This window comes from Neptuniibacter sp. UBA6509 (genome assembly GCA_002435145.1).
GTDB lineage: Bacteria > Pseudomonadota > Gammaproteobacteria > Pseudomonadales > Balneatricaceae > Neptuniibacter.
This window is the reverse complement of record DJLT01000056.1, coordinates 37,103-37,541: the sequence shown is the minus strand read 5'-3', so window position 1 is coordinate 37,541 and position 439 is coordinate 37,103.

Sequence of the window (439 nt, the reverse complement as noted above, 5' to 3'; positions counted from 1 at the left end):
ACTACCAAGTTAACGTGAGCGTACTCAAGCTTAGCAATTAGGTGAAATATACTTGGAAAAGTATTGCCCACAGATACGCCGATCAAAATACTGATACCCACCCAAATGGATAGATAACGTTCGAACATTCCCACTATAGATTCCCCTTAATAAACAATTGCCTAGCGTGGTTGATTTGAATAACGGGTTGTTAGCTTAGCAAATCTCTCTATTAGCGCAAAAATTACTGATCAGATAATTGGATATAATTAGTAGCACTCAGATTAGTATTTATTAAAATGAAGCTAATCAGCTTAAATATGATTTGCAAGAATCGGGTGGTGCGTGTTGCGGGCTACCACTAAGCTGGCAGAGGGATTCATTATAACTTTTTAAAATCTCTGTAATACGTTCTGGTAAATAAACATCAGTTTAGTAATTAAATGCAGAATTTAGTGAA